This window comes from Nonomuraea sp. LPB2021202275-12-8, assembly GCF_037044575.1.
Taxonomy (GTDB): Bacteria; Actinomycetota; Actinomycetes; order Streptosporangiales; family Streptosporangiaceae; genus Nonomuraea.
Window position 1 is genome coordinate 1 of record NZ_JBAHWD010000029.1, and the last position, 22,584, is coordinate 22,584.

Here is a 22,584-nt window from a genome sequence, read left to right on the forward strand (position 1 = left end):
GCAGGACCTGCGGAGCCGGCTCGCCGACCGCCTGCCCTCCTACGCCATCCCCACCGTCATGACCGTCGTGCCGAGCCTCCCGCTCAGCGCCAACGGCAAGATCGACCGCGCCGCGCTCACCCGCCTGGCGGAGGAGCTCGACAGCGGCCATACCCAGGACCTCCCGCCCGACGGCCCCACCGAGGAGAGCCTCGCCCAGATCTGGCAGGCGCTGCTCGACGTCCCCGAGGTGGGCAGGCACCAGAACTTCGTGATCCTCGGCGGCGACAGCGTCCTGGCGACCCGCCTGGCCGAGGAGATCAGGATCGAGTTCGGCGTCGAGCTCCCGCTGCGGGACCTGTTCGCCGGGCCGACCATCGCCGAACACGCGGCCCTGATCGAACAGCGACGCGACGACCGAGCCTTCGAGGAGGGCGCGATATGACAGCCGGTCAGCTCATCGACGAACTGGCCCGCGAGGGCGTGCACCTGTGGGAGGAGTCCGGCCGGCTGCGTTTCCGCGCCCCCCAGGGCGTGCTCACCGACGAGCGGCGCGCACTGCTGGCCGCCAACAAGGAAGAGTTGCTGGAACACCTGCGCCGCCCGGCCGCGCCGGAGCTGACACCCCACCCGGACGCCCGCCACGAGCCGTTCCCCCTCACCGACGTGCAGGCCGCCTACCTGCTCGGCCGCGGCGACGCCTTCGACTACGGCGGCACCGCCTGCCAGGTCTACGCCGAGCTGGCCTTCGCGGACCTCGACCCCCGGCGGATGGAGGACGCCTGGAACAGCCTCGTCGAGCGCCACGACATGCTGCGCGCCACCGTCCACCTGGAGGGCCACCAGGTCACCGCGCCCGCCGCGCCGCGCTACCGCATCCAGGTCGCCGACCTCGCCGGCCGCGCCGCCGCGGACGTCGAGGCGCACGTCGAGGCCACCAGGACCGCCATGGACAGCCGCAGGTACGACCCGGCGACCTGGCCGCTGTTCGAGGTGCGGATCACCCGGACCGGTGAACGCGATCTGCTGCACGTCTCCATCGACTTCCTCATCGCCGACTACCTGAGCATCCAGCTCCTGCTCACCGAGCTGAAGAGCCTCTATCTCGCCCCGGGGACGGAGCTGCCGCCGCTGGAGATCACCTTCCGCGACTACGTGGCCGCCGCCCGCGGCCTGCGCGACAGCGCCGCCTACGAACGCGACCGCCGCTACTGGGAGGACCGGGCCGCCGACCTGCCCGGCGCGCCCGAACTGCCGCTGCGCGAGGACCGCGAGATCCAGGCGGGCGGCTCCTTCACCCGCCACCAGGTCACCTTCACCCCGGCACAGTGGCAGGGGCTGCGCGAACGTGCCGCGGCGCACGCCGTCACCCCCTCCACCGCCGTGCTCGCCGCCTTCGCCGAGGTCGTCGGCCGCTGGAGCCGCCAGCCCGCCTTCTGCCTCAACCTCACGCTGCTCAACCGCCAGCCCCTGCACCCGCACGTGGGCTCGCTCGTCGGCGACTTCACCACGGTCAGCCTCCTGGAGGTGGACGGCGGCGCGGGCGACGACTTCGCCGCCCGCGCCGCCGCGCTCCAGCAGCGCCTGTGGGAAGACCTGGACCACCGGCTCTACTCCGGCGTGGAGCTGATGCGCGAGCTCGCCCGCCACCGGGGCCGCGAGGCCGCCCTGATGCCGGTCGTCTTCACCAGCACCATCGGGCTCAGCGACTCCAACGGGGGCATGAACGGCCTGGCCGAGGTGGTGTACGGCAGGAGCCAGACACCCCAGGTGTGGATCGACTGCCAGGCCGTCGTCGAAGGCGGCGTCCTGGAGATCAAGGCCGACGTACGCGACGGCGTCTTCCCCGACGGCCTCGTCGAGGACCTGTTCGACGCCCTGCGCGGGCTCGTGCTCGACCTGGCCGGCGCCGACGCCGCCTGGGAGTCGGCGGCGCCGGTCGCCCTGCCCGCCGCTCACGCCGAGCGGCGCGAGCGCGCCAACGCCACCGCGGCTCCCCGCCCCACCGGGCTGCTGCACGAGCCCGTCCTCGCGCGCGCGGCGGCCACGCCCGGCGCGCCCGCCGTTATCACCGAAGAGCGCGAGCTGACCTACGGCGAGCTGCTCGCGCACGCCACCGCCGTCAGCGAGACCCTGGCCGGAGCCCGGGGCACGCCCGTCGCGATCCTCATGGACAAGGGCTGGGAGCAGGTCGCCGCCGTGCTCGGCACGCTCCTGGCCGGAGCCGCCTACCTACCCGTGGACACCGGGCAGCCGCCCGCCAGACGCGACCGCATCCTGGCCGACGCGGGAGTGACCACCGTGCTCACCCAGTCCTGGCTCGGCGCGCGACCGGCCGGAGCGCGCTGCGTGGACGTCGACACGCTGCCGCCCTCCACCGCCCCCACGCCGTCCAGCCCCGCCCGCCCGGGCGAGCTGGCGTACGTCATCTACACCTCCGGCTCCACCGGCGACCCCAAGGGAGTGATGATCTCCCACGAGGCGGCGCTCAACACCGTCGCCGACATCAACCGCCGCTTCTCGGTCACCGCGGACGACCGCGTGCTCGGGCTGGCGAGCCTCGGCTTCGACCTGTCGGTCTACGACGTCTTCGGTCCCCTGGCCGCCGGCGGCGCGCTGGTGCTGCCCGGAGCGGCCGGCCGGGGCGACCCCGCCCGCTGGGCCCGGCTGATCGCCGAGCACCGGGTGACGCTGTGGAACTCCGTGCCCGCCCAGCTCCAGATGCTGGAGCACTACCTGGCCGCCGAGCCCGAGACGGACCTGCCCACCCTCAGGCTGGCCCTGCTCAGCGGCGACTGGATCCCGGTCACGCTGCCCCCCGCCATCCGCGCCCGGCTGCCCCGGCTCGAACTGACCAGCCTCGGCGGCGCGACGGAGGCGTCCATCTGGTCCATCCAGCACCCGATCGGCGCGCCCGCGCCGGACTGGACGAGCATTCCGTACGGCAAGCCGCTCGCCAACCAGCGCTTCCACGTCCTGGACCAGGCGCTGCGCCCGTGCCCGGACTGGGTGGCGGGCGAGCTCCACATCGGCGGCGCCGGCCTGGCGATGGGCTATCTGGGCGACCCGGACAAGACCGCCCAGCGCTTCATCCACCACCCGGAGACCGGCGAGCGCCTCTACCGCACCGGCGACCTGGGACGTTACCGAGAGGACGGCCTGATCGAGTTCCTCGGCCGCGAGGACAGGCAGGTCAAGATCCGCGGGCACCGGATCGAGCTCGCCGAGGTCGAGGCCGCCATCCACGAGCACCCCGCCACCGCCGCCGCCCACGTGCTGGTGGACGGCGACGGCATGGACCGCCGCCTGGCCGCCTTCGCCCAGCCCGCCCGCCGTACGGCCGCCTCCGGGCGCACCCCGGCCGCGGCCCTGGAGGGGGAACTGCGCACGGCGGGCTCCCGCGCCGCCGACCCGCACACCGCGCACATCGACCCGGCGGAGCTCGCGGAGTTCATCGCCCGCCTCGACCGGGCCGCGGTCATCGGCATCACGCACGCCCTCGCCCGCCAGGGACTGTTCCAGCGCCCCGGAGACACGGCCACCACCGAGCAGGTCATCCAGGCCACCAAGGCCGCCCCCCGGCACCACCGCCTGGTCCGTCGCTGGCTGCGCGTGCTGGAGCACGAGGGCTTCCTGGAACGCGACGGCCACGTCCACCGCGCCGTGCGCACCGCCACCGCCACGGATCTCGACGCCGCCTGGCAGGCGGTCGGCGAGCTGCAGCGCGAGGACAGCTACCCCGCCGACCTGATCGGCTACTTCAGGACCAGCACCGACCACCTGCCCGAGCTGGTCCGCGACGAGATGGACCCGCTGCCGCTGCTCTTCCCCGAGGGCCGCCTGGAGATCTCCGAGGCCGCCTACCGGGAGAACATCATCAGCCGCTACGTCAACCACGCCGCCATCGAGCTCCTGCGCCGCGTCGCCGCGCGCCACGAAGGCGGCCTGCGCGTGCTGGAGGTCGGCGCGGGCGTCGGCGGCACCAGCGCGCAGCTGATCCCCGCGCTGGCGGAGTACGACGTCGACTACCTGTTCACCGACGTGTCCCCGTTCTTCCTCAACGAGGCCCGCGAGCGCTTCGGCGACCGGCCCTGGGTGCGCTACGGCCTGTTCGACATCAACGAGGACTTCCGCGAGCAGGGCTACGTGCCCAACGACTTCGATGTGATCCTCTGCGCCAACGTGCTGCACAACTCCCGCCACGCGGGCCGCGTGCTCGACCGGCTGGTCCGGATGCTGCGCCCCGGCGGCTGGCTGGTCTTCATCGAGACCACCAAGGACAGCTATCAGATCATGACCTCGATGGAGTTCATGATGCCGGAGAAGGATCCGCGCAAGTGGGACTACGAGGACCTGCGCAAGGGCCTCGACCAGACCTTCCTGCGCCGGGAGCAGTGGCTGGCACTGCTGCGGGAGGCGGGCGCCGACGCCACCGTCTGCCTGCCGGGCCCCGGCGACGTGACCGGTCCGCTGGGCCAGAACGTCTTCGCCGCCCGTTTCAAGGCCGACCGGGAGCCGCTGGACGTCGCCGCGCTGGCCGGGCACCTGGCCAGGCGGCTGCCCGAGTACATGATCCCGGCGCACCTGCAGATCGTCGACGAGCTGCCGCTGACCCGCAACGGCAAGGTGGACACCGGCACGCTCCGCTCCTGGCTGCCGCGCGCCGCCGCGAGCCGCGCCTCGGCGGGCGGCCCGCCCCGCGACGACCTGGAGCGCGAGCTGGCCGCGGTCTGGGCCGAGGTGCTCGACGTGGCCGAGGTCAACCGCGACGACGACTTCTTCGATCTCGGCGGTGACTCGCTCGTGGTCGCCAAGCTGGCCGCCACCGTGCGCGACCGCGTGCGGGCCGCGGCCGAGGTGCACTGGGACGACCTGGTCCGCCAGATCCTGCACCAGCCCACGGTGGCCGCCCTCGCCGGCGAGCTGCGCCGGGGCGGCGGCGACCAGGAGGACGGCGACCGCGCCGAGCGCTCGCCGCTCATCCCGCTCGGCGACCGCGCCGAAGGCCCGGCGAGCCTCCCGCCCGGCGGCGAACCCGCGGGCGCCGGACCGCTGCGCGTGCTCGTGCACGAGGGCAGCGGCACCCTGGCCCCCTACCGGGCGCTGTCGCGGCTGCTGGCCAAGAGCGGCCCGCTGGCCGGGCTCGCCGTCACCGACGTGGGCGCCTACCTCGCCGAGGAGCCGGACGGCCTGATCGAGCGCCGCGCCGCCCGCTACGCCCGCGCGCTGCTGGACACCGGCGCCGGCGCCTTCCACGTGATCGGCTACTGCATGGGCGGCCTGCTGGCCACCGAGGTCGCCAGGCAGCTCACCGAGGCGGGCGCCGACGTCGCCGGCCTCACCGTGATCAGCAGCTACACGCTGCCCAGGATCATCGAGGACGAGCTGGTCGTAGAGTACGTCTTCGCCAAGGTCATGGGCGCGGACCCGGCCGAGGCGGGCTACCCCGGCGACGAGGAGCTCATGTCCAAGGTCTTCGAGCTGCTGCTGCGCGAGAACCCGGGCCGCGTGCCCGAAGGGCGCGTCACCACGCTCACCGGCGAGCTGGCCCCCGCCGCCGAGACCTTCCGCGTCCAGGCGGCCCGCCCGCAGTCAGAGCGGCTGGCCGCCATCGGCCGCGCCGCCCGCACCGGCAGCGCCGCCGGTGCGGGCGGTGACGGCGGCCCCGCCGGCCCCGACGCCGACGTCGAGCGGCACGTCGCGACCTTCTTCCAGGTGGTACGGCACAGCCTGCTGGCGGTCGGCTGCCACGAGCCGGAACCGTACGCCGGCGACATCACGTTCCTGCGCCAGCTCGGCGACACGCGGTTCCTGCCGTGGCTGCGCGACGACATGACCGGGCTCTGGCGGGAGCTGTGCCTGGGTGAGCTGGAGGTGGCCGACATCCCCGGCGACCACTTCAGCTGCCTGCAACCGCCCAACGTCGACGAGGTCGTCAGCCTGCTCGCCGGGACCCGGGAGCGGTCATGACCATCGCGGTGATCGGATGCTACGGCGCCGTCGGGCGCGCGCTGGTGCGCCGCCTGCCGGAGCCGCTGCGGCTGGGCGGCCGGGACCTGGCCCGCGTGCGCGCGCTCGCCCGGCCGGGCGACGAGGCCGTGGCCGTGGACATCGAGCAGGGCGCGCGGCTGGCGGAGTTCTGCGCCGGATGCGACGTCGTGGTCAACTGCGCGGGCCCTTCGGCCCGCGTCCTCGACACCGTGGCGCGGGCCGCGCTGCGGGCCGGAGCGCACTACGTGGACGTGGCCGGCGACCAGCTCGACCACACCCGCCTGTCCGCTCTCGCCCACGACACCGCACCGTCCTCCGCCCGCCCCGGATCCGGGCACCAAGGGCCCCGACACCGGGTGGGCGGGCCGGCGGTGGTGCTGGCCGCCGGGATGATGCCCGGCCTGTCCGCGCTGCTGCCCCGCGCGCTGGCCGGGCAGGCCGACCGGCCCGCTCGGCTGGTCGCCCACGTCGGTGGCCTGGACCGCTTCACCAGGGCCGCCGCGCTCGACTACATCGCCTCTCTGTCCGGGGAGTACGCCACCCCGCTGGCCGCCTGGCGCGGCCACCAGCCGATCCGCGGAGCCCTGCGCCCGGCCGAGGGCGTCGCACTGCCGCACTTCCCCGGCCGCGTCAGCGCCTACCCGTACCTGAGCCGGGAGACCGAACGGCTGGCCCGCGCGCTCGGCCTGGCGGAAGTCGAGTGGTGGAGCGTCTTCGACGGTGAGCGGACGCTGCGCGCGCTGGCCGGGGCCAGGGACAAGGCCCCCGCCCAGGCGGCCGGGGACCTGGAGCTGGCCGCCCGTCTCGACCTCCTCGGGCGCGCGCCGTACTTCCAGCTCGTCTTCGACCTGGACGGCAGGGTCCTGCTCGCCCGCGCCCCCGACAGCTACGAGCTGACCGCCGCGTTCGCCGCCGCAGCCACCCGGGCGGTGGCGGCGGGCCGGGTGCCGCCGGGCGCGCACGACGCGGCCGACGTGCTGGACCCGGCCCGCGTGCTCCAGGACCTACGCGACGACCCGGCCGTGCACGTCGTCGAGCCGTCACCCGCGCCCGTCGAGGAGGGGGTCCTGTGAGCGCGCGACCGAGGGTGCTGGTCTGCGGCACCGGGTTCGGCCGGGTGCACCTGGCCGCCCTCACCGCGCCCGGCTCGGCCTTCGAGCTCGCGGGCATCCTGGCCAGAGGCGGCGAGCGCTCCCGGGCGTGCGCCGAGGAGTCCGGCGTGCCGCTCCACACCGGCGTCGAGACGGTGCCCGGCGACGTCGACCTGGCCTGCGTCGTGCTGCTCGGCGACGTCAACGGCGGCCCCGGCAGCAGGGTGGCGGCCGAGCTGATGGCCCGCGGCGTGCACGTGCTCCAGGAGGGGCCGCTGCTGCGCGACGAGCTGGCCGGCTCGCTGCGCGCCGCCCGCCGGCACGGGGTGGTCTACCAGGTCAACACCCACTACGTGCACCTCCCGCCGGTACGGCGCTTCATCGCCGCCGCCCGCACGCTGCGGCCGGTGTACGTCGAGGCCGCCTGCAGCGTGCAGGTCTCCTACCACCTGTTCGACATCCTGGGCAGGGCACTGGGCGGCCTGCGCCCCTTCGACCTGCCCGCCCCCACGGGCGGCGGGCCCTTCCGCACGATCGACGGCACGCTGGCCGGTGTCCCGTTCACGCTGCGCGTGCAGAACCAGCTGCACCCCGCCGACCCCGACAACCACGCGCACCTGCTGCACCGCGTCACCATCGGGGCCGAGGGCGGCACGCTCACGCTGGCCGACACCCACGGCCCCGTGCTGTGGTCGCCCCGCCCGCACCTGCCCGCCGAGGCCAGGAAGACCACCCGGCTGGACGCCGCCGCCGATCCCGGGCTCGACCTGCCGACGACCAGCGCGATCGGCCCCGCGGGCACCCCGACCTACCGGGAGATGCTCGCCACCGTGTGGCCCGACGCCGCCCACCGGGCGATCGCGGGAACGTGGCAGGCCGCGCGAGACAGGATCGATCCGCTGCCCGCGGGGCAGCATTACCTTTCCGTGACCGGAATCTGGCAAACGATGGCCACCGCGCTCGGCTTTCCCGAGCGGCTGTCGGGCCCGCCGCCGCGCCCGATGCCCGCTGACGAGCTGATCGCCGCGGCGAGAACGGAGCTGGAGGGATGACCATCACGACCACCCGGCAGCGCGAGCAGTGGCTCAGACCGCTCCGCGTCCAGGATGTGCCCAGGCTGCGCCTGGTGTGCTTCCCGCACGCGGGCGGCGCGGCCGGCTTCTTCAAGACCTGGGGGACGCGCCTGCCCGACGGCGTCGAGCTGTACGGGGTGCAGTATCCGGGCCGCCAGGACCGGCTGCGCGAACCCCCCGCCACCACCATGGACGAGCTGGCCGGCCCGGCGGCGGACGTGCTCGAACCGATGAGCGAGGTCCCGCTGGCCCTGTTCGGGCACAGCATGGGCGCCGCCGTCGCGCACGAGACGGCCAGGCGCCTGGAGGCCGTACTCGACGGCCCGCTCGCCGGCCTGATCGTCTCCGGCCGCCCGGCCCCCGACCGGCTGCACCGTACCGACGTGCATCTCGGCGGCGAGCAGGCGCTGCTGGAGGACCTGCGCAGGCTGGGCGGCACCAGCGAGGAGGTCCTGGACGACCCCGCGCTGCGCGAGCTGATCCTGCCCACGCTGGCGGCCGACTACCGGATGATCGAGACCTACCGGCCCCGGGACCTGACGCCGATCCGCACCCCGGTCTGCGCCTGCGTCTCGGACGCCGACCCCGAGGTGGAGCCCGACGAGGCCGCGGCCTGGGAGCGGCACACCACCGGCCCGTTCCGGTTGCGGCTCTTCCCCGGCGACCACTTCTACCTCGTGCCGCAGCAGGACGAGCTGGTCCAGCAGGTGCTGCTGTGCTGCGGTCTGTCCGGCCGCTGGCCCTCGACCCCGTGAAACACATCACCGAGAAAGGAACCGCACCATGAGCATCGAACACGAACTGCGCGAGCTGGAGGAGAAGGGCTGGGCGGCCATCTCGGTCGGCAACGGCGACTTCTACCGCGAGCTGGTCACCGACCGCACGGTGTGCGTCGAGCCCGACGGCCTGCAGACCGGCGCCGAACTGGCCGCCGACATCGACGCCAACAAGTCGCCGTTCGACGACTACACCCTCGAAGACGTCAAGGTGCTGCCGCTCGGCGCCGAGTCGGCGCTGATCACCTACCGGGCCACGGTCCGGCTCAACGCGGCGGACTTCTCCTTCCAGCTGTACATGACCAGCGTGTACGAGCGCGCCGGGAACGCCTGGAAGCTCCTGTTCCACCAGCAGACACCGGTGAAACAGGACGGCTGACGGGCACAAGCATGACGGTGACCACTCGCGTCTGGAGGTAGCGCTCATGCACGGAGCAGGAGTCGAGGTCGAGCGCCTCCGCAAGGTCTTCGGCAAGAAGACCGCTGTGGAGGAGGTGTCGTTCGCCGTCGAGCTGGGTGCCGTCGTGGGCCTGCTGGGACCCAACGGCGCGGGCAAGACCACCGTCGTCAACTGCCTGAGCACGCTCTTACCGATGGACGGCGGCCGGGCCTCGGTGGCCGGGCACGACGTGGCGGACGACCCGGCGGGGGTCCGCGCGTCCATCGCGCTGACCGGCCAGTTCGCCGCCGTCGACGACGTGCTCACCGGCCGGCAGAACCTCGTGCTGTTCGGCAGGCTGCTCAAGCTGGACCGCCGGGCGGCCGCCGCGCGCGCCGAGGAACTGCTGACCCGCTTCGGCCTGAGCGACGCCGCCGACCAGCCGGTCAGGTCCTACTCCGGAGGCATGCGCCGCCGCCTGGACCTGGCGGCCAGCCTGGTGGTCAAACGGCCGGTGATCTTCCTGGACGAGCCGACCACCGGGCTGGACCCGGCCGGCCGCCAGGAGATGTGGGAGGTGGTCGCCGGGCTGCGCGAGGAGGGAGCCACCCTGCTGCTGACCACCCAGTACCTGGAGGAGGCCGACCGCCTGGCCGACCGGATCGTGCTCGTCGACCACGGCAAGGTGATCGCCGAGGGCACGCCGGGCGAGCTGAAGAGGCAGGTCGGCGGGCAGGTCTGCGAGGTGCGCGCCGAGCCGCGCGAGCAGGCGCTGCGCGCCCTGCGGGAGCGGCTGGCGGAGGTGTCGGAGACCGGTGGCGTCATCACCGTGCGTGGAGCCGACACCGGCACCCTCGCCGAGGTGGTCAGGGTGCTGGCCGGGGCCGGGGTCGAGACCGACGACATCCGGCTGCGCCGCCCCACGCTGGACGAGGTCTTCTTCACGCTGACCGGCCACCGTTCCAAGGAGGAGGTCGGCTCATGACGGCCAGGACCGAGGCGGGGCTCGGCAACCTCTTCGGCCAGGGGCTGCTGCTGGCCGGGCGCAACATCCGGCTCAACTCGGTGGCCGACACCATCAGCACGATGGTGATCTTCCCGGTCATCTTCGTGTTCGGGTTCCTGGCGCTGTTCGGCAACCTGCTGCGGGTTCGCGGCATCGACTACGCCCAGTTCCTGCCCCCGGCGATCGTCGTGCAGTGGATGTTCTCCGTGGCCATCACCGCCGCCTTCTTCTTCGCCTCCGACCGCCGCAACGGCATGCTGGCCCGCTACCGTTCGCTGGCCATCAGCCGCGGCGCGGTCGTGGTGGGCCGGATGGGGGCCGACAGCGTGCGGGCCCTCCTCGCCATCGCCGTGATCATCGCGACCGGGTACGTGGCGGGCTTCCGCTTCCAGGCCGGACCGCTGGCCGCGCTGGGGTTCGTCGCGCTGTCGGTGGGCTTCGCGCTCACGGTGTCGGCGGGCACCAGCGCGCTCGGGCTGGTCTCGCGTGACCCGGAGTCGGTGTCCGCGACGCTGCACGTCGTCTACCTGCCGCTGCTGATGATCTCCTCGGCCTTCGTGCCCGCCGACGCCTTCCCCGGATGGATCCAGCCGTTCGTGCGCAACCAGCCCGTGACGGCGGTGCTCGACGCGCTGCGGGCGCTGGCCGACGGCGGCCCGACGGCGGGGCCGGTGCTGACGGCGGTGCTGTGGCTGGCCGGGCTGCTGGCCGTCTTCTCGGTCGCGGCGGTCCAGGCGTTCAGGAGGGCGACATGAGCACCATCACCGAGACCGGCCTGCTCGCCGGTCGCAACCTGCGCCGGTTCGCCAAGAGCCCCCAGCTCATCGCGGACTCGGTCATGTTCCCGCTGATCCTGCTCTTCCTCATGCTGCTGGTCTTCGGCGAGCTGGTCGGCGAGGCCACCCAGGGCGACTACATCGACCGGCTCGCCCCGGTCATCGTGCTGTTCAGCGCCGCCTACGGCGCGGTCGGCACCGGAGTGGGCTTCTTCGCCGATCTGCGCGGCGGCATCGTCGACCGGTTCAGGGCGATGAACATCGGCCGGCTGTCCGTGCTGGCCGGCCGGATCGCGGGCGACCTGGTGCGGGTGCTGCTGGTGGCCGCGGTCACCACGGCCGTCGCCTACCTGGTCGGCTTCCGCTTCACCCAGGGACCGGCGGCGGTGCTCGGCTTCTTCGCCGTCGTCGTGCTGTTCGCCTGGATCTTCCTCTGGCTGGCGGTCGTGGTGGCGATGTCGGGCTCCAGCGAGCAGGCGGTCAGCGGGGCGCTCAACACGCCGGTGACGCTGCTGCTGTTCCTGTCGTCGGGGTTCGTGCCGGTCGAGCAGTTCCCCGAATGGCTGCGGCCGGTGGTCCGGGCCAACCCGCTGTCGGTGGCCGGCGACGCGCTGGTCGGGCTCTCCAGCGGCGGTCCCGTATTGCTGCCGGTGCTTTTCACCGCGGCCTGGGCGGTGGCGGCGACCGTGATATTGGTGCCGCTCGCCGTACGGCTCTACAAATAAATTCTCCGGGCCTTTTCCGGGGCCCGGAGAAAGTCCGTCATCCGGCTCGGATGTATTCGATGAGCCGGTATTCGATATGCCCTTCTTCTGCCGCGCATTTCGTGGCCCGCAGCAGGACGGGGCGCAGGGCGTGCTCGGCCGCCAGGGCGTGCACGCGGCGCTCGTCGCCCAGGTCGGTGAAGCCGAGCAGCAGCCTGCCGCCCGGCTCCAGGTGCGCGGCGGCGTCGCGGAAGAAGGCGGCGTGCGCGGCGTAGCCGGGGTCGAAGAAGGCCCGCTCCAGCGCGTCGGCGGGCTCGCCCTCGACGAAATTGGAGTTCCAGTAGATGAGATCGAACCTGTCCCCGCTGGTCAGCGGCTCGAACATGTCGCCGCAGGCCACGCGGACCACCGAGGCGACGTCATGCCGCACGGCGTTGAGCCGGGTGTTGGCGGCGGCCGCCTCGCTGACGTCCAGAGCGGTCACCGAGGCGCAGCCGCGCAGCGCGGCCAGCACCGAGATGTAGCCGGTGCCGCTGCCGACCTCGCAGAACGAGCCGTGCAGCGGATAGGGCAGCCACTCGGCGTACAGCGCCGACGACTGTGCCAGATGGGGCGCGTAGACGCCCGGTAAGAGGTCCCATTCCAGGCCGAGCAGGTGGAATGTGCGAGGGCTGGTGATTTCTCGATGGCGGGTGATGAGTTTGGCTGCTGCTTCTTGCATGTGGCCGATTATAGGCAATAGTGTTTTAACTGACGAGAGAATGGCAGGACATAAATTATGCGCACTCAGTCGGCGGCTGACCCCCTGCGCCAGTTCCAGCTCTGGCAGGAGGAGTGCCGCGAGATGCCCGACTCCGCCGTGCTGGCCACGGCCGACCACCACGGCCGTCCCTCGGCCCGCTGGGTGGACGTGGCCTACGTGGACCACGGCTTCGTCTACTTCACCAACCACGCCAGCCGCAAGGCCGCCGACGTCGCGGTCAACCCGGTGGCCGCGCTCTGCTTCGGCTGGCTCGACAGGGGCCGCCAGGTCAGGGCCGAGGGTCCGGTCGGCCGGCTGAGCGAGGTGGAGTCCGACGCCCACTTCGCCACCCTGCCGCGCTCGATCCAGCTGCTGGCCTGGAGCAGTGACCAGCGCGCCGAGATCGGCGACCGCCAGGTGGTCCGGGACCGCTTCGGCGCCGAGCGGACCCGCTTCACCGGCCAGGAGATCCCGCGCCCCGGCCACTGGGGCGGCTACCGGCTCACGCCCCAGGAGATGGAGTTCTGGCAGCGCAGGGCCGACGAGATCCAGGACCGCTTCCGCTACCTCCGCCAGGCCGATGGCTGGCGGATGGTGCGGATCGCGCCGTAAGGAGGACCAGATGATCCCCGGATGCGTACCCTGGCCGGCCGAGACCGCCCGCCGCTACCGCGAGCTCGGGCTGTGGACCGGCCAGACGCTCGACGACCTGCCGCGCGCGCACGGCGAGCGCACCGCGCTGATCTCGGGCGGCGTCCGGCGCACCCATCGCGAGCTCGCCGGGCGCGCCGCCCGCCTGGCCGCGGGGCTGCACGGCCTCGGCTTACGGCGCGGCGACCGGGTGATCGTGCAGCTGCCCAACTCCCCGGAGCTGATCGACACGCTGTTCGCGCTGTTCACCCTCGGCGCGGCCCCGGTGCTCGCGCTGCCGCCGCACCGCCGGAACGAGATCGGCCACCTGGCGGCCTCCACCGAAGCCGCCGCCTACGTCATCCCCGATCTCCACCAGGGCTTCGACCATCGCGAGCTGGCCCGCCAGATCCGCGGACCCCGGCACGTGATCGTCGCGGGCGAGCCGGCGGAGTTCACCCCGCTGTCGTCCCTGTACACCGAGCCCGCCGACCTCCAGCCGCCGGAGCCCGGCGACGTGGCTCTGTTCCTGCTGTCCGGCGGCACCACCGGGCGCGCCAAGCTCATCCCGCGTACCCACGACGACTACCTGTGCAACCTCAGGCTCAGCGCCGCCAACGCCCGCCTGGGCCCGGACGACGTCTACCTGGCCGCGTTGCCCATCGCGCACAACTACGCGCTCGGCTGCCCCGGCGTGCTCGGCACGCTGCACGCGGGCGGCAGCGTCGTGCTCACCCCCACGCCCAGCCCCGACGACGCCTTCCCGCTCATCGAAGGCGAGCGCGTCACCGTCACCGGCCTGGTGCCCTCGCTGGCGCTGCTGTGGGTGGAGGCCGCTTCGTGGAGCGGGCACGAGCTGTCCAGCCTGCGCCTGGTCCAGCTCGGCGGCGCCGGCGTCAGCCCCGAGCTGGCCCGCGACACCGGCGAGCGGCTCGGTCCGGTGCAGCAGTCGTTCGGCATGGCCGAGGGGCTGCTCAGCCAGAGCCCCCCGGACGACCCGCCCGAGCTGCTGGCCACCGCCCAGGGCAAGCCGCTGTCGGAGCACGACGAGATCCGCGTCGTGGACGAATCGGGCAACGAGCTGCCCACCGGACAGGTCGGGGAGCTGCTGGTGCGCGGGCCGTACACGATCAGGGGCTACTTCCGCGCCGAGGACCACAACGCGCGGGCCTTCACCCCCGACGGCTTCTTCCGCACCGGCGACCTGGCCCGCCGCACCGGGACCGGCCACCTGGTCATCTGCGGCCGGGTCAAGGACGTGATCAACCGCGGCGGCGACAAGGTCCCCGCCGAGGAGGTCGAGGAGCACCTGCTGGCCCACCCGGACGTGCGGGCCGCCGCCGTGGTCGCCATGCCCGACCCGTACCTCGGCGAGCGGACCTGCGCCTACATCGTCAGCCGCGGCGAGCCGCCCGCGCTCAAGGCGATCGACGCGTTCATGCGCGAGCGCGGCGCGGCGGCCTACAAGATCCCCGACCGGGTGGTCGCGGTCCCCAGCCTGCCGCTCACCGCGGTCGGCAAGGTCGACAAGGCCCGGCTGCGGAGCGAGGCGTCGTGATCCAGCAACCCGACTGGGGCGACCTGGCGCTGCTCGACCGCGTCACCAGCACCCTGAGCTCGATGCCGCCGCTGGTCACCGCGGCCGAGTGCGACCGGCTCAGCGAGGCCGTGGCCCGCGTCGGCCGGGGCGACGGCTTCCTGCTCCAGGGCGGCGACTGCGCCGAACGCTTCTGCGAGTCCAGCCCGGCCGAGGTGCGGGCCAAGCTGGCGCAGCTGTACGGCCTGGCCGGGGCGATCCGGTCGGCCACCGGCTGCGCGACGGTCCCGCTCGGCCGCCTGGCCGGACAGTACGGCAAACCCCGTTCGGCCTCCCATGAGCGCATCGCCGACGGCACCGTCGTCCCCTCCTACCGGGGCGACGCGGTCAACAGCCCCGCCGACGACCCCGGCGCCCGCGACCCCGATCCGGCCCGGCTGCTGCGGGCGCACGAGTGCGCCCAGCGGGTGCTGCGGGTGGTGCGCGACTCGTGGGCGGGCAGGCCGCCGGTGGAGCGGGCCTACGTCTCCCACGAGGCGCTGCTGCTCGACTACGAGCGCCCGCTGGTGCGCGGCGACTACGCCGCCTCGGCCCACTCGATCTGGATCGGCGAGCGCACCCGCCAGCCCGACGGCCCGCACGCCGCCTTCGCCGGCTCCGTCGCCAACACCGTCGGCGTCAAGCTCGGCCCCTCGACCACCCCCGCCCAGGCCGTACGGCTCAGCCGCCTGCTCAACCCAGACGGCAGGGCCGGGCGGCTCGTCCTCATCGTCCGCCTGGGCAGCACCCGCGTGCGCAGCCTCCTGCCGGACATCGTGGGCGAGGTCAGCAGACGGGGGAGGCCGGTGGTGTGGCTCTGCGACCCGATGCACGGCAACACGACGAAGATGGGCGCCGGGCCCAAGACCCGGCCGATGGAGGCGATCCTGGAGGAGGTCGTGGCGTTCGTCCGCGTCATGCGGGCACAGCGCGCGCACCCGGCGGGCCTGCATCTGGAGATGACGCCCGAGGACGTCACCGAGTGCATCACCACGCCCAGGCCGTTCTGCCCGGCCCCGGAGCTGCCGCGTTACCGTACGGCATGCGACCCTCGCCTGAACTCCGCCCAGGCCGCGGAGGTCGTGGACCGCTTTGTCAGCCTGTTGTGAGGAGGAGACCGGTGGCTTTCGACGGCATTCCCGGCAAGGCCTTCGACTTCTACAGGAAGCTGGAGGCCAACAACACCCGCGAGCACTGGCACGCGCACAAGGCCGACTACGACAGCGCCGTGCGCGAGCCACTCCAGGCGCTGCTGGACGAGCTGGAAGGGGAGTTCGGGCCGGGCAAGCTCTATAGGCCGCAGCGCGACACCCGGTTCAGCAACGACAAGTCACCGTACAAGACCAGCCAGGGCGTCACCATCGGCGGCGAGGGGCATGCGGGCTATTACCTGATGCTCGGCGCCGACGGCCTGTTCGCGGGCGCGGGCTTCCACGCCTTCGCCTCCGAGGACCTCACCCGCTACCGGGCCGCCGTCGACGACACCGCCGGCCCCGAGCTGCAGGCGATCGTGGACCGGCTGGCCGGGCGGGGGTTCTCGCTGGTGGGCGAGAAGCTCAAGACCCGGCCGCGCGGCTACCCGGCCGACCACCCGCGCGTCGAGCTGCTCCGCTACAAGTCGCTGGGCGCCGAGAAGCGCATCCCGAAGACGAAGACCAGCGGCAAGCGCGCGCTGCCCACGATCCGCGACACCCTGCGCGAGCTGCGCCCCCTGGTGGACTGGCTCACCTCGCACGCCTGAGTCCCGGCGCGGCCGGTCAGCCGGTCACGACCTCGCCGCCCTGCACGACGTGCCGGATGCGCCGCGGCTCGGCGAGCACGCCGATGTCCTCCAGCGGGTCGCCGTCGAGCACCAGCAGGTCGGCCCGCGCCCCCACCGCGAGCGTGCCGATCTCACCGGCCAGCCCGGCCAGCTCCGCGGCGTTCGTCGTGGCGGCGCGCAGCACGTCGATCGGCTGCTGCACCTCCCGCCGCAGCCGGAACTCCTGGTTCTGGTGCCGGTGCATGCCGCCCAGCAGGTCGCTGCCGTACGCGAGCCGCACGCCGCCGCGCGCCGCGCGCTCCAGCGCCCGGAGCCCGGCGTCCAGCACCTCGTCGACCTTGCGCCAGCTGGGCTCCGGCAGGCCGAAGGCCATGCCCTCCTCCTTCAGCGCCCAGTACGTCACCAGCGTCGGCACCAGGAACGCGTCGTGGCGCAGGAACAGCTCGACGCTGCTGTCGTCCAGCAGGTTGCCGTGCTCGATGGTGCGCACGCCTGCTTCGAGCGCGCGGTTGACGGCGCGGGCGGTGTAGGCGTGCGCGGCGACGTAGCGGTTGGCGGCCCGCGCCTCCTCGACGACGGCGCGGAGCTCGTCCATGGAGTACTGCGTGGAGTCGATGCGGTCGGTGGGGGAGGCGACGCCGCCGGAAGCCATGACCTTGATGTGGTGGGCGCCCTTGCGCAGCTCGTCACGCGCGGCGACGCGCACGGCCTCCACGCCGTCGGCGACGCGGCCGACGCCGGCGCAGCACGGATGGTCGTCGCGCTGGTTCACGCCGCGGCCGCGCAGGTCGCCGTGGCCGCCGGTCTGGCTGAGCCCCTTGCCGCAGAAGAGCACCCGCGGCCCGCGGATCAGGCCCTCCGCCTGGGCGTCCGCCAGGCCGTGGTCGGCGCCGGAGGCGTCGCGGACCGTGGTGAAGCCGCGATCCAGCATCTGGCCCATGATCCGGGCGCTGTGCGCGGTGACGTACGACGGCGACAGCGAGCCGAGCGCGGCGAGGTCGGCGGACAGGGCCGTGACGTGCACGTGTGCGTCGATCAGGCCGGGCACCACGGGCGCGCCCGCGACGTCGACGACGCGCGTGTCCCCGGCCGCGTGGAGACCGGAGCCGGTCTCGACGATGCGGCCGTCCTCGCAGCGCAGGTCCCCTTCGGTGTAGTCGCCGGCGGCCGGGTCGAGCAGCAGGGCGTTGCGCAGCAGCAGGCTCATCGGGCACCTCCGCGCAGGGCGGGCACGGCGAGCGGGGCGAGGGTCCGGGCGGCGGCGACCGACTGCTCGTCGTAGGCGCCCTCCGCGTCGAGGATGTTGAGCACTCCGAGAACCTCTCCTCCGTCGAGGACGGGCACGTTGATGATGGAGCCGCAGCCCAGGCTCTCGATCAGCTCGTGGTCGGCGAAGATCTCCCGCACGGCCGCCCGGTCCGGGCCGAGGTACGGCTGCTCGGCCTCGATGCACCGGGCCAGCCAGCCCTCCGCGACCTCGACGGTCTTCTCTCCGCCCACCGGATACGACTCGGGATGGCTGCTGTGGACGCGGCGCAGCGCCCGCCGCTCGGGGATCCAGGCGAGCACGGTGAACAGCCGCACGCCGAGCTCCTGCCGGATCGTCTCCTCCAGTTCGCGCAGGCCGGTCATCGGCGCGCCTCCTTCGCAAGGTCGGTGGGTTCGGTCAGGTCTTCGAGTGAACGCCCGGCTGTGGCCAGGCCGAACACGACCACGCAGATCACCCCTGCCACCAGCACGGCCGTGGTGAGGCCGAACACGCCGGCGAAGCCCAGGCTCGCGGCGGACAGGCCGATGATCGTGGGCGCGAGGATGCTGCCGACCCGGCCGAACGCGCTGGACAGGCCGGTGCCGGTGGCGCGGATCCAGGTGGGGAACACCTCGGGGGTGTAGGAGTAGACGCCCGCGTACGTCCCGTTGAGGAAGAACGACAGCACCGCGCCCGCGACCGTGATGGCGACCGGGGACTCCATCTGGGACAGCCAGAAGGCGCTGACCGCCGAGCCCGCCAGGTAGATGGCGATGGTGTTCTTGCGGTCCAGCCGCTCCGACAGCCAGGCGGCGGAGAAGTAGCCGGGGATCTGCGCCAGATAGATGATGATCGAGAACTCGAAGCTCTTCGTCACGGTGATGCCGCGCTGCACCAGCAGGGTGGGGATCCAGGAGAAGAAGCCGTAGTAGGAGAACGTGATCACGAACCAGATCAGCCAGATGACGGCGGTCCGCCTGGCCATCACGGGGCTCCACAGGAACCGCAGCGCGCTGAAGAGGTTCACCTTCGGCGTCTCGGTCACCGGTCGCGCGGTCGCCTCCGGCACCGGCGGGAGCGGCTGCCCGGTGGCCTTCTCCACCCGGCGTTCGAGATCGGCGACCACCGCCTCGGCCTCGTCCACGCGGCCCTGCTGCAGCAGGAAACGCGGCGACTCGGGCAGCGACCGGCGCCACCACAGCAGCATCAGGATCGGCAGCGCGGTGATCACCTGCGCGACCCGCCAGCCGTCGTCCATGGTGGGCACCACGAACCGGCCGATCAGTGCGGCCATGACGAACCCGAAGGAGAAGAACCCGGCCAGCGCGCCGATGAACCAGCCGCGCCGCTTGGCCGGGACGAACTCCGACAGGAACGGCGCGATGATGGCGCTCTCCGCGCCGGCGCCTGCTCCGGCCAGCACCCTGGCTCCGAGGAACACCTCGTAGTTCGGCGCCATCGCGGCGATCACGGAGAAGACCGCGTAGAAGGCCAGCGCGTACATCATGACCTTCTTGCGGCCGATGCGGTCGCCGAGCAGGCCGGCGACGGTCGCGCCGAACAGGAAGCCGAACGGGGTCGCCGACCCGATCAGGCCGAGCTGGCCGTTGTCGAGGCCCCAGACCTCCTGCGCGCTGGGCAGCAGGAACGCCACCACCGCGGAGTCCATGCCGTCGAAGGTGTAGCCGAGCCCGCCGATCAGCAGCAGGAGGTAGTGCGGACGGCTTAACGGGAGCCGATCCAGACGGGTCAACAAGGTCATGACACACACCTTTCCCAGGTCGCAGCCCTGTAGATGCAATGCGCAGCAACATATAGTGCGAATCTCGCGAATTGCAATACTCTTTGCATTTTGTCGGCATGACGACCGCGTAGCATGTCTGCTGGCCGAGGGAGAGGATCACGTGACAGAGCGCGCCACGGACAGCTTCGACGACTGGCTGCGCGCCAGGGTGCCCCCGCGCGGGCTGCGCCCCAAGGCGGCCGCGGTGCTGGAGGTCCTGCTGTCGCAGCCGCGCCGGGCGACGTTCGGGTCGGCCGCCGAGCTGGCCCAGCTCGCTGGCGTGAACGTGGCCACCGTGACCCGCACCGCGCAGGCGCTCGGCTTCGCCGGCTGGCCCGCCCTCCAGCAGGAGCTGCGCGCCCGCTACCTGTCCTCCCTGAGCGCCGGCCAGGTCGCCGCCGAGCACAGCGGCACCGGCTCGCCCAGCGCCAGGTCGCTCCGCCGCGACCTCGACAGCCTCGCCCAGCTCGACCGCCGCCTGGACGGCACGGTGCTGCGCACGATCGCCGAGGCTGTCGCCGCCGCCCGCCAGACCGTGATCGTCGCCGACGGCAGCTACGCCGCCGTCGGCCTCGCGCTCGCGCACAACGCCCGGCTGGCGGGCTACCCTGTCGCGGCCGTGACCAGCGGCGACGCCGAGCTGGCCAACACGGTGGCGGCGATCGGCGACGGCGACGTGCTGATCGCCATCAGCTTCTGGCGGCTGTACGAGAGCACCGTGCTCGCCGCCAACGAGGCGCGGGCGCGCGGCGTGCGCGTCTTCGCGCTGACCGACGCCGCGAGCCCCGCCCTGGCCAGCGCGGCGGAGGAGGTGGTGATGGTCCCGGCCGAGGGGGTGGCGTTCTTCCCGTCGCTGACCGCTGGCATGGCCGTCGCCCAGGCGCTGGTCGCCCAGCTCGCCGCCGTGGACCCGGCGCGCACCGGCGCGTCCATCGAGGCGGCGGAGGGCATGTGGTCGAAGTTCGGCCTGCTGCACCGCCGCCCGGCCCGCAACCTGGACGTTGCCTCGCAGGGGGATCGCTGATGCACTGAACGTCATGGCAAGGATGCTCTCCGTCATCGCCGGCCTCGCCGTGACGCTCGCCGCCGGTCCGTCCACGGCGGGCCGCGCCGCCGAAGTGCGCTACGACGGCGCGATGCTCGCGCCCGGCCTGGTCGCCGACCGCACGCACCACGCCCGGCACGCCGGCGTCGTGACGGCCAACGGCGGCCAGGTGGTCTCCCTGTCCGAAGGAGGCGAGCGGTTCTTACGCTTCCCGCCCGGTAGCTGCCCGGCGCCGCCCTGCCCGCAGGCGGTCGTCCAGCCGGCCGCGAGCCAGGCGCTGACGCCGTTGGAGGGCACGGGCCGGTTCAGCTTCGGCGCCGCGGTGCGGCTGACCTCCGCACCCCCGTCCGGCGCCGGCATGAACGTGTGGCAGTACGGCCTGGCGGGCCCCGGCCACGGCCAGTGGAAGCTCCAGGTGGACGACGGCTACGCCTCCTGCCGCTGGTCCGACGGCACCGCCGTGGTGCTGCTGCCCGCGCGGGCCTACCGGCTCGCCGTCGGACGCTGGCACCTGGTGCGGTGCGCGAGGCTGTCACGGACGCTCTTCGAGATCCGGGTGCTCGACCGGGCCACCCGCGCCCTGATCGTCCCGCCCGTGCACACCGTCGCTCCGATGGGCCGGATCCGGCCACACGGCCTGCCGACGATCGGCGGCAAGCGGGTGCGCCCGGACCAGACCGACGCGCAGACCGACCAGTTCCGCGGCGACCTGGACGACGTGCACTTCCGCAGGGAGTGACCTGCACCGATACGAGGGTAGAGGACAGCGCACGCGAATCCGCGAGGAGGAGAGATGCGCTCGTCGATCCGTCTGGGCCGCATCGGGGGAGTCTCGGTCGGGCTCAACGTCAGCGTGCTGTTCATCGTGGCGATCCTGGTCTTCGGCCTGGCCTTCGGGCGCTTCCCCGCGGTCTATCCCGGCCTGTCCCCGGTCGCCTACGTGCTGGCCGGGCTGGCCTCGGCCGTGCTGTTCCTGGCCTCACTGCTCGCGCACGAACTCGCCCACGCGCTGATGGCCAGGCGGCACGGCATCGAGGTGTCGCAGATCACGCTGTGGCTGCTCGGCGGCGTGGCGGAGCTGCGCGGAGAGCCCCGCTCGCCCGGCGCCGACCTGAAGATCGCCGTGGTGGGCCCCCTGACCAGCCTGGCGGCCGGGGCGCTCTTCGGCGGCGTGGCGCTGCTGCTGTCGGCAGTGTGGGGGCCGTCCCTGGTCGCCGGGATGTTCGGCTACCTGGCCGGGGTCAACGTGCTGCTTGCCGTGTTCAACCTGATCCCGGCCGCGCCGCTGGACGGCGGGCGGGTGCTGCGCGCGGCGCTGTGGGCGCGGTCCGGGGACAGGGCCGGAGCGGCGATCGCCGCCGCCCGCGCCGGACGGGTCTTCGGCTACGTGCTCATCGCCCTGGGCTTCCTACAGGTCGTCACCGGTCTCGGCTTCAACGGGCTGTGGCTCGCCCTGATCGGTCTCTTCCTGGTCAACGCGGCCAGCGCCGAGGAGCAGCAGACCAGGATCGGCACCGCCCTGTACGGCGTCCGGGTGGGTGACGTGATGACGGCCAGGCCCATCGTCGCCCACCCCGACGAGACCGTGGCCGAACTGATCGACCGGGTGGTGATGCGCGAGCGCCTGTCCACCTACCCCCTCGTCGGCGACGACGGCGCCTTCGCCGGGCTGGTGACGCTCAACCGCATCCGCCGGGTGGAGCCCGCCCAGCGCGCGACCTTCCGGCTGCGGGACATCGCCTGCCCGCCTGACGAGGTGCCGCGGACCCGCCCCGACGAGGCGCTGACCGAGCTGCTGCCCCGGATGAGCGGGTGCACGGACGGGCGGGCGGTGGTCCTCGACGCGGACGGCCACCTGGTCGGGCTGCTCACCCCCACCGACATCAGCCGGGCGATCCAGACGGCCGAGCTGCACAACGGCGATCCCTACCTGGGTGCCCGCGGCGCCGACCTCGCCGCGCCGTACGACGAGCGCCGTCCCGTGCCCTGACCGGCGTCACGTCGGCGGCGCGCGCACCGGGT

General features: G+C 73.3%; 20 protein-coding genes. 16 read left to right on the forward strand and 4 right to left on the reverse strand.

Going from position 1 to position 22,584, the window contains the following annotated elements:
* From V5E28_RS36200 to V5E28_RS36240, 9 genes are all read left to right on the forward strand, one after another.
* Nucleotides 1–424 (forward strand): phosphopantetheine-binding protein (locus V5E28_RS36200; RefSeq protein ID WP_336213789.1); only part of this gene is annotated, 424 nt, incomplete at its 5' end.
* Nucleotides 421–5,949 carry a non-ribosomal peptide synthetase gene (locus V5E28_RS36205; protein ID WP_336213791.1) on the forward strand — a complete coding sequence of 1,843 codons (5,529 nt, stop codon included), beginning with the start codon at nucleotides 421–423 and terminating at the stop codon, nucleotides 5,947–5,949. The genes V5E28_RS36200 and V5E28_RS36205, both read left to right, overlap by 4 nt.
* Nucleotides 5,946–7,043, forward strand: a complete 1,098-nt coding sequence (locus V5E28_RS36210; protein WP_336213793.1) for a saccharopine dehydrogenase NADP-binding domain-containing protein — start codon at nucleotides 5,946–5,948, stop codon at nucleotides 7,041–7,043. Before V5E28_RS36205 ends, V5E28_RS36210 begins: the two co-directional genes overlap by 4 nt.
* Nucleotides 7,040–8,113 (forward strand): Gfo/Idh/MocA family oxidoreductase, encoded by a 1,074-nt coding sequence (locus tag V5E28_RS36215; RefSeq protein ID WP_336213794.1) that lies wholly within the window; start codon nucleotides 7,040–7,042, stop codon nucleotides 8,111–8,113. The genes V5E28_RS36210 and V5E28_RS36215 overlap by 4 nt, the downstream gene beginning before the upstream one ends.
* Complete coding sequence (locus V5E28_RS36220) at nucleotides 8,110–8,889, forward strand: thioesterase II family protein (RefSeq protein ID WP_336213795.1); 780 nt, start codon at nucleotides 8,110–8,112, stop codon at nucleotides 8,887–8,889. The genes V5E28_RS36215 and V5E28_RS36220 overlap by 4 nt, the downstream gene beginning before the upstream one ends.
* 28 nt (nucleotides 8,890–8,917) lie before the next feature.
* Nucleotides 8,918–9,289: a nuclear transport factor 2 family protein gene (locus V5E28_RS36225; protein ID WP_336213797.1), complete on the forward strand. Its 372-nt coding sequence runs from the start codon at nucleotides 8,918–8,920 to the stop codon at nucleotides 9,287–9,289.
* Nucleotides 9,290–9,335: 46 nt separating this feature from the next.
* Nucleotides 9,336–10,274 (forward strand): ATP-binding cassette domain-containing protein, encoded by a 939-nt coding sequence (locus tag V5E28_RS36230; protein ID WP_336213798.1) that lies wholly within the window; start codon nucleotides 9,336–9,338, stop codon nucleotides 10,272–10,274.
* Nucleotides 10,271–11,050: an ABC transporter permease gene (locus V5E28_RS36235; RefSeq protein WP_336213799.1), complete on the forward strand. Its 780-nt coding sequence runs from the start codon at nucleotides 10,271–10,273 to the stop codon at nucleotides 11,048–11,050. The genes V5E28_RS36230 and V5E28_RS36235 overlap by 4 nt, the downstream gene beginning before the upstream one ends.
* Nucleotides 11,047–11,796 carry an ABC transporter permease gene (locus tag V5E28_RS36240; protein WP_336213800.1) on the forward strand — a complete coding sequence of 250 codons (750 nt, stop codon included), beginning with the start codon at nucleotides 11,047–11,049 and terminating at the stop codon, nucleotides 11,794–11,796. Before V5E28_RS36235 ends, V5E28_RS36240 begins: the two co-directional genes overlap by 4 nt.
* 37 nt (nucleotides 11,797–11,833) lie before the next feature.
* Here the strand turns inward: V5E28_RS36240 and V5E28_RS36245 are convergent, their stop codons facing one another.
* Complete coding sequence (locus V5E28_RS36245) at nucleotides 11,834–12,496, reverse strand: methyltransferase (RefSeq protein WP_336213802.1); 663 nt, start codon at nucleotides 12,494–12,496, stop codon at nucleotides 11,834–11,836.
* Nucleotides 12,497–12,553: 57 nt separating this feature from the next.
* On the opposite strand from V5E28_RS36245, the gene V5E28_RS36250 reads away from it, so the two are divergent.
* From V5E28_RS36250 to V5E28_RS36265, 4 genes are read left to right on the forward strand one after another with little or no spacing between them, the layout of a single operon-like run.
* Nucleotides 12,554–13,129: a pyridoxine/pyridoxamine 5'-phosphate oxidase gene (locus tag V5E28_RS36250; RefSeq protein ID WP_336213804.1), complete on the forward strand. Its 576-nt coding sequence runs from the start codon at nucleotides 12,554–12,556 to the stop codon at nucleotides 13,127–13,129.
* A gap of 10 nt (nucleotides 13,130–13,139) precedes the next feature.
* A complete protein-coding gene (locus tag V5E28_RS36255) occupies nucleotides 13,140–14,705 on the forward strand; it encodes a (2,3-dihydroxybenzoyl)adenylate synthase (protein WP_336213805.1) in 1,566 nt (521 codons plus the stop codon).
* Nucleotides 14,702–15,832 (forward strand): 3-deoxy-7-phosphoheptulonate synthase, encoded by a 1,131-nt coding sequence (locus V5E28_RS36260; protein WP_336213808.1) that lies wholly within the window; start codon nucleotides 14,702–14,704, stop codon nucleotides 15,830–15,832. The genes V5E28_RS36255 and V5E28_RS36260 overlap by 4 nt, the downstream gene beginning before the upstream one ends.
* Before the next feature lie 11 nt (nucleotides 15,833–15,843).
* Nucleotides 15,844–16,464, forward strand: coding sequence for a DUF2461 domain-containing protein (locus V5E28_RS36265; RefSeq protein WP_336213810.1), 621 nt, complete (start codon nucleotides 15,844–15,846; stop codon nucleotides 16,462–16,464).
* A 16-nt stretch (nucleotides 16,465–16,480) separates the two neighbouring features.
* Here V5E28_RS36265 and V5E28_RS36270 read toward each other — a convergent pair whose 3' ends face one another.
* The 3 genes from V5E28_RS36270 to V5E28_RS36280 are packed head-to-tail and all read right to left on the reverse strand — an operon-like array spanning nucleotide 16,481 to nucleotide 19,496.
* A complete protein-coding gene (locus V5E28_RS36270; protein WP_336213811.1) occupies nucleotides 16,481–17,692 on the reverse strand; it encodes a metal-dependent hydrolase family protein in 1,212 nt (403 codons plus the stop codon).
* On the reverse strand, nucleotides 17,689–18,117 hold the full coding sequence (locus V5E28_RS36275) for a GAF domain-containing protein (RefSeq protein ID WP_336213813.1): 429 nt from the start codon (nucleotides 18,115–18,117) through the stop codon (nucleotides 17,689–17,691). The genes V5E28_RS36270 and V5E28_RS36275 overlap by 4 nt, the downstream gene beginning before the upstream one ends.
* Nucleotides 18,114–19,496, reverse strand: a complete 1,383-nt coding sequence (locus V5E28_RS36280; RefSeq protein ID WP_336213815.1) for an MFS transporter — start codon at nucleotides 19,494–19,496, stop codon at nucleotides 18,114–18,116. The genes V5E28_RS36275 and V5E28_RS36280 overlap by 4 nt, the downstream gene beginning before the upstream one ends.
* Before the next feature lie 142 nt (nucleotides 19,497–19,638).
* Here V5E28_RS36280 and V5E28_RS36285 point away from each other — a divergent pair, with 142 nt between their 5' ends.
* From V5E28_RS36285 to V5E28_RS36295, 3 genes are read left to right on the forward strand one after another with little or no spacing between them, the layout of a single operon-like run.
* Complete coding sequence (locus V5E28_RS36285) at nucleotides 19,639–20,541, forward strand: MurR/RpiR family transcriptional regulator (protein WP_336213817.1); 903 nt, start codon at nucleotides 19,639–19,641, stop codon at nucleotides 20,539–20,541.
* Nucleotides 20,542–20,554: 13 nt separating this feature from the next.
* On the forward strand, nucleotides 20,555–21,301 hold the full coding sequence (locus V5E28_RS36290; RefSeq protein ID WP_336213819.1) for a hypothetical protein: 747 nt from the start codon (nucleotides 20,555–20,557) through the stop codon (nucleotides 21,299–21,301).
* Nucleotides 21,302–21,355: 54 nt separating this feature from the next.
* Nucleotides 21,356–22,552 (forward strand): site-2 protease family protein, encoded by a 1,197-nt coding sequence (locus V5E28_RS36295; protein ID WP_336213821.1) that lies wholly within the window; start codon nucleotides 21,356–21,358, stop codon nucleotides 22,550–22,552.
* The last annotated feature ends 32 nt before the right edge of the window (nucleotides 22,553–22,584 follow it).